The sequence below is a fragment of the Neisseria sp. N95_16 genome (assembly GCF_002551535.2).
In the GTDB taxonomy this organism is placed as follows: domain Bacteria; phylum Pseudomonadota; class Gammaproteobacteria; order Burkholderiales; family Neisseriaceae; genus Neisseria; species Neisseria brasiliensis.
This window is the reverse complement of sequence record NZ_PDBT02000109.1, coordinates 1-5,482: the sequence shown is the minus strand read 5'-3', so window position 1 is coordinate 5,482 and position 5,482 is coordinate 1. Positions and strand designations below refer to the sequence as shown.

Genomic DNA, 5,482 nt, shown 5'->3' with positions numbered 1-5,482 from the left:
TTGCGGTTCTCGCCATTGTTTGTGTTTGCCTATATTTCGTTGGAATATAGGGTTAAAATAGGGCTCTTTTGGGCTTATTCAAATTAGGGACACGCCCTAGGATGGGTGTATTTTATATTTCTAAAATAAAAATAAGAATAGCGATAAATCGAAATATTATTTTCATTATTGGAAACCTTAAACCATAAAAAGGCCGTCTGAAAAAATTCTTTTCAGACGGCCTAGCTTTATGTTTTTAATCCATATTGATACGGCACATCCAAATGCTCTCGCAAAGTTGAACCTTCATAATCAGTATGATAAATCCCACGCTCTTTCAAAATCGGCACGACTTTTTCCACAAAATCTTGCACGCCTTTTTGGCTGTCTGGGGCAAGCGAAAAGCCGTCTGTTGCCCCTGCTTTAAACCACTTTTCCATAAAGTCCGCTACGTCTTTTGCCGTGCCGACCACCACAGGGTGGTAGTTAATCACGCCATTGGCAAGGGCTTCTTTGGGCGACATGCCTTGCTTGATAAGTTCTATCGCTCGTGGCGAACGGGGGTCATGCGGGTGCGGTGTCGCTTGATTTTGCAAATGTTTTGGCAAAGGCTCATTCAAATCAAGCCCGTGTAAATTCACGCCAATCATCGCCGATAAATAGCGGATTTGCCCATAAAATTCATCATCACTCATAAAATCAATGAGCTTCATTCGGCGAGCCAACGCTTCTTCGTAAGTATCGCCAATCGTGAACATAAATCCGCTAAACATATTGATGTCGTCAGCGTTTCTGCCGTGCTGTATGGCACTTTGTTTGAGTACATGGCGGTAGGTTCGAGCTTCGTCAATCGTAAACGGATTGGCATACACACCACTGGCAAAACGTCCAGCCAGCTCTATCCCCTCTGGGCTTGGCCCTGCCTGAAAAATCGGCGGTTGCCCCTGTGGTGTCGCTGGAATGGGCAACGCCCCTTTGACTTGGTAATGCTTGCCTTTGTAATGGGCAGGTTTGATTTGGCTCATGTCGGCAAATACGCCTGTGGTTTTGTCGGTGATGTAGGCATTTTCGCCAAAACCGCCCCACAAGGTTTGCACCGCTTCCACCATTTCGTGTGCCATTTCGTAGCGTGTGGTCGTGTCAGGCAGGGGCTTGTCGCCAAAATTGTAGGCGGTCTCTCGTGTGCCTGTGGTTACCGCATTCCAGCCGACACGCCCTTTGCTTAATGTGTCTAGCGTTTTTAATTGACGAGCCAAATTGTAAGTCGTGGAAAAAGTCGCCACCATGCCGATTTTTTTGTGTGGCGTAGGCAACGGCAGAGAACATCACCATCGGTTCAAGCGGAAACGCAGGCGAACGCGTGGCAATGTCTGCACCACCGCCAGCCCCACCAAACGAAGGTGTATCGGCAATAAACAGGGTGTGGATTTTGCCTTGTTCAGCCGTTTTTGCCATTTGGACATAAAAATCAATGTCGGTATAGGCACGCTCGTTGCTGTCGGCAAGTCGCCACGACTGGAACTCACCGCCATAACCTGAAACCAGTTGTAGGGCGAGTTTGATTTGTTTGTTGGAATTATCAAGATAGTCGGTCATTTTGGGTTCTCCCATTAAAAAATATGGGGATATTATAGGATTTTATTTTTAGAAACAGAATGGCGATTTTTGGGAAAGTGATTTTTGGATTTGGAAAGGTGGTTTCGGGTAACTAAAAAACATTTCAATCATACTTGAAATATTGAAATTTCTTGTTATAATTACGCCTATGAATACGATACAAGCAAGCAAACTCTTTGAGAGCCTGTCTTCTCCGATAAGACTGGCGATTTTTCAACAACTTACCGCCGCAGGCAGTACTGGCATGATTGCTGGCGACTTGGCAAAACAGCTTAACCTTGCCCCGAATAATGTGTCTTTTCATCTAAAAAGCCTGTTGCATTCAGGGCTTGTGCGTGTGGTGCAGGAAGGACGGCACATGCGTTATTTTGCCGAGCTGGATTTGATGATGGCATTGACCCATTTTCTGACCCAAAACTGCTGTTCTCAAACAGGCGAATCTTGCCAGTGATTTTCAGGCAGCCTGAAAAATTATTGCCAAATATTTCTATATTTCTTGAAAGATTGGAGTAACTATGAACATTACCATTTATCACAACCCAAACTGCGGTACTTCACGCAATGTGCTGGCACTCATCCGCCACGCTGGTATTGAGCCACAAGTGATTGAATATTTGAAAAATCCGCCAAGTGAAACGACTTTGCGTAATTTAATCAAACGCATGGGCATCACGCCCCGCCAGTTACTTAGGACGAATGTAGTGCCGTATGAAACGCTTGGTTTGCAAAACGAAAAGTTAAGCGATGACGAACTCATTTCCGCCATGCTTCGTGAACCGATTTTAATCAATCGTCCGATTGTGGTGAGCGAAAAAGGCGTGAAATTATGCCGTCCGTCCGAAACAGTTTTGGCATTTTTACCGCCTTTTGCGATCCCGTTTATCAAAGAAGACGGCGAAATTATTAATCATAAGGAGTAAATCATGGGGTTGTTTGAACGTTTTTTAAGCCTTTGGGTGGCGTTGGCGATTGTGCTGGGCGTGGTTTTGGGTGTTTGGTTTCCCAATGTATTTCAATGGGTTGCATCTTTGGAAGTGGCTCATGTGAATTTGCCTGTGGCGATACTGATTTGGCTGATGATTTATCCGATGATGATTCAGATTGATTGGTCGGCAATCAAAGACGTGGGCAAAAAACCAAAGGGCTTATTTTTAACCTTATTTATCAACTGGTTGGTCAAGCCGTTTACGATGGCGGTGTTCGGCTGGTTGTTTTTTCGGGTGTTTTTTGCAGGTTGGGTGGACGCACAGTCGGCACAAGAATACATTGCCGGCATGATTTTGCTGGGTGTGGCACCGTGTACGGCAATGGTGTTTGTGTGGTCGCAACTGGTCAAAGGCGACCCCAATTACACTTTGGTGCAGGTTTCGGTCAATGATTTGATTATGATTGTGGCGTATGCTCCGATTGCAGGCGTATTGCTCGGCGTAAGCGACATAAAAATTCCGTGGAACACCTTGATTTTAAGCACGGTTTTGTATGTGCTGCTGCCCTTGCTGGCAGGCTGGCTTACCCGCTCTTATTTACAAAAATCGGGTAAATCGGTGGCACAATTTTCAGGCAGTCTAAAACCCTTTTCCGTGATGGGTTTGATTTTGACGGTGGTGTTGCTGTTCGCCTTTCAAGCCCAAACCATTATTGCCAATCCCTTGATTATTTTGCTGATTGCTATTCCCCTGCTGGCACAGACTTACGGCATTTTTGCCTTGGCTCACGTTTTGGCAAAATAGCTCAAATTACCACACGAAATTTCCGCCCCTGCTTGCTTAATCGGCACGAGCAATTTTTTTGAATTGGCGGTGGCGGTGGCGATTGCTTTATTTGGTTTAAATTCAGGGGCGGCATTGGCAACGGTGGTGGGTGTGTTGGTTGAAGTGCCTGTGATGTTGTCGCTGGTGTGGTGGATAAACCGAAAATCGCTGGGGAATAAAGGGGTGTAGGTTTTTAGGCTGCCTGAAAATCCAATGCCGTCTTAAAATCACAAACCTTTAAGACGGCATAAAAAACACCGCTTTTATTTTAAAAACGGTGCTTTTGCTTTATTGCCCCTACTGTTTTAGCCAATCTTCCATCAGCTTAATTTCAGGCTCTTGGGCATTGATGATTTGCTTTGCTAAATCTTGCATTGCTTTATCTTTGCCGTATTCTAATTGCACTTTTGCCATATTGACCGCTCCCTTGTGGTGGGGAATCATCGCTTTGGCAAAGGCGACATCAGGGTCGGTCTCATAAATTGCCGTCATCATTTCGCCGTGTGAATTGTCCAAGGCATAGGCTTTGGCGTGTGGGGCGTTGGCGTTTTGGGTGGTCGTGTCTTTGCCATTCAGCCAGCCATTCATCAAGTCAATTTCGGCTTGTTGCCCATCAATAATCGCTTGGGCAAGTTTTCTCATTGTTTCATCTTTACCATATTCAAGCTGTACTTTTGCCATCTCAACTGCTCCGATATGGTGCGGAATCATACCTTTGACAAAAGCGGTATCAGCATCAGCAAGATTGCCCGCTTTGCTCATCTCATCGCCCATCTTGTTCATCATTGCAAGATAGGCTTGGGTATGGGGCGGAGCATTTTGAGTGTCCATCGCCATAGCAGAGTGGTTCATATGGGCGTGGTTCATCTCTGCGTGCCCGTTTTGGTTATTTGGGCTGTCGTGGGTGGTTTGGGTGTGGTTATTGTCGCCTACCATCGAGTGCGTCGGCACAAGCGGTTAAAGTCGCCAAAATAAGGGCAAGGGCAGATAATTGTACGGCACGGTTTTTAAACATTTTCATTACAGTTTTCCTTATCAAAATGGGATTTGGCAAACATTGGGCAAACATAAGTCCGCCCAATGTTTTTAGCTAATCAATTACTTGCAATCACAATCGCCACAAGTGCAGTTTTGACAAATGCACGGCTCGCCATTTTGGCAGTTGCATTTTGGATTGCAATTTTGCCCTGTGCAAGATTGGCAACCGCAGTGGGCGTTTGGGTTTTTGATGATGTCGTTCATAACAATTCTCCAAATTAAAGGTTGATTATCAAAACAAAAACCGTTTTTAAACCACTAAAAACATTGCTTTTTTGTTTTGATGTGTGTATCATAAACCCTAACCTTGCGTTAGGGTCAAGGGTTGTTTTTACTTGATAACATTTTTTTACACACCACTCAATAAGGAGCAACAATGAACATCGGACAAGCGTCTAAATCTACCCAACTTTCCGTCAAACAAATCCGTGATTATGAAAAAGCAGACTTATTAATTAACCCATCACGCAGTGAAGCAGGTTATCGGATTTATAACTCCAATGACATCGCTCGGCTAAAATTCATCGCCAAAGCCCGCAGCGTCGGTTTTTCGTTTGCACAGATTGGCGAGCTTGTGGCACTGCAAGACAATCCACACCGCACAAGTGCTCAGGTCAAAACGCTCACCGTCAGTCATATTGATTTTTATCCAATAAAATCAAAGAATTAAAATCAATGCAACACACCCTGCAAGCGTGGAGCGATGCCTGCGGGGGCGATGACAATCCCGACTGCCCCATCTTAAAAGGCTTGGGCGATTTTTAACCACCATCAAAGCAGATGAATGTCATAGCTTGATAACAGCCTTTTACGATGGCACTTGTGGGCTGGTTGTTTTTTAAGGTGTTTTTTGCTGGCTGGGTAGATGAACAATCGGCAGGCGAGTACATTGCAGGTATGATTTTGCTTGGGGTGGCACCTTGATGCTCTCGCTGGTGTGGTGGATAAACCGAAAATCGCTGGGGAATAAAGGGGTGTAGGTTTTTCAGGCAGCCTTACATTCGCATTTCAAGTGCAACGCTCAAATGCCATTGGCAAGGGCTGCTGAAAACAGATCACCCGGTGTCTCATAGTCCAATGTCTTTCTCGGTCGGCGG

6 protein-coding genes and 1 pseudogene are annotated in these 5,482 nt (G+C 45.2%); 4 read left to right on the top strand and 3 right to left on the bottom strand.

Annotated features, from left to right (window positions below):
- Positions 1–227: 227 nt before the first annotated feature.
- Together CRG49_RS12185 and CRG49_RS13630 are read right to left on the bottom strand one after the other, a co-directional pair.
- Entirely contained in the window at positions 228–1,235 is a 1,008-nt protein-coding gene (locus tag CRG49_RS12185) for an NtaA/DmoA family FMN-dependent monooxygenase (RefSeq protein ID WP_229436870.1), read from the bottom strand.
- The gene (locus CRG49_RS13630; RefSeq protein WP_229436872.1) at positions 1,120–1,575 is read right to left on the bottom strand and encodes a hypothetical protein; all 456 of its coding nucleotides are present in this window, start codon (positions 1,573–1,575) and stop codon (positions 1,120–1,122) included. The genes CRG49_RS12185 and CRG49_RS13630 overlap by 116 nt, the downstream gene beginning before the upstream one ends.
- Before the next feature lie 169 nt (positions 1,576–1,744).
- On the opposite strand from CRG49_RS13630, the gene CRG49_RS12180 reads away from it, so the two are divergent.
- From CRG49_RS12180 to arsB, 3 genes and pseudogenes are all read left to right on the top strand, one after another.
- Positions 1,745–2,047 (top strand): helix-turn-helix transcriptional regulator, encoded by a 303-nt coding sequence (locus CRG49_RS12180; RefSeq protein WP_014550505.1) that lies wholly within the window; start codon positions 1,745–1,747, stop codon positions 2,045–2,047.
- A 64-nt stretch (positions 2,048–2,111) separates the two neighbouring features.
- Positions 2,112–2,516, top strand: coding sequence for an arsenate reductase (glutaredoxin) (gene arsC, locus CRG49_RS12175; protein WP_095502049.1), 405 nt, complete (start codon positions 2,112–2,114; stop codon positions 2,514–2,516).
- Between the two features lie 3 nt (positions 2,517–2,519).
- A pseudogene (gene arsB, locus CRG49_RS12170) lies at positions 2,520–3,536 on the top strand (ACR3 family arsenite efflux transporter).
- 108 nt (positions 3,537–3,644) lie between these two features.
- On the opposite strand, the gene CRG49_RS12165 reads toward arsB, so the two are convergent.
- A complete protein-coding gene (locus tag CRG49_RS12165) occupies positions 3,645–4,214 on the bottom strand; it encodes a DUF305 domain-containing protein (protein ID WP_198515173.1) in 570 nt (189 codons plus the stop codon).
- A gap of 547 nt (positions 4,215–4,761) precedes the next feature.
- Here CRG49_RS12165 and CRG49_RS12155 point away from each other — a divergent pair.
- Positions 4,762–5,055, top strand: a complete 294-nt coding sequence (locus CRG49_RS12155) for a MerR family transcriptional regulator (RefSeq protein ID WP_369832043.1) — start codon at positions 4,762–4,764, stop codon at positions 5,053–5,055.
- Positions 5,056–5,482: the final 427 nt, after the last annotated feature.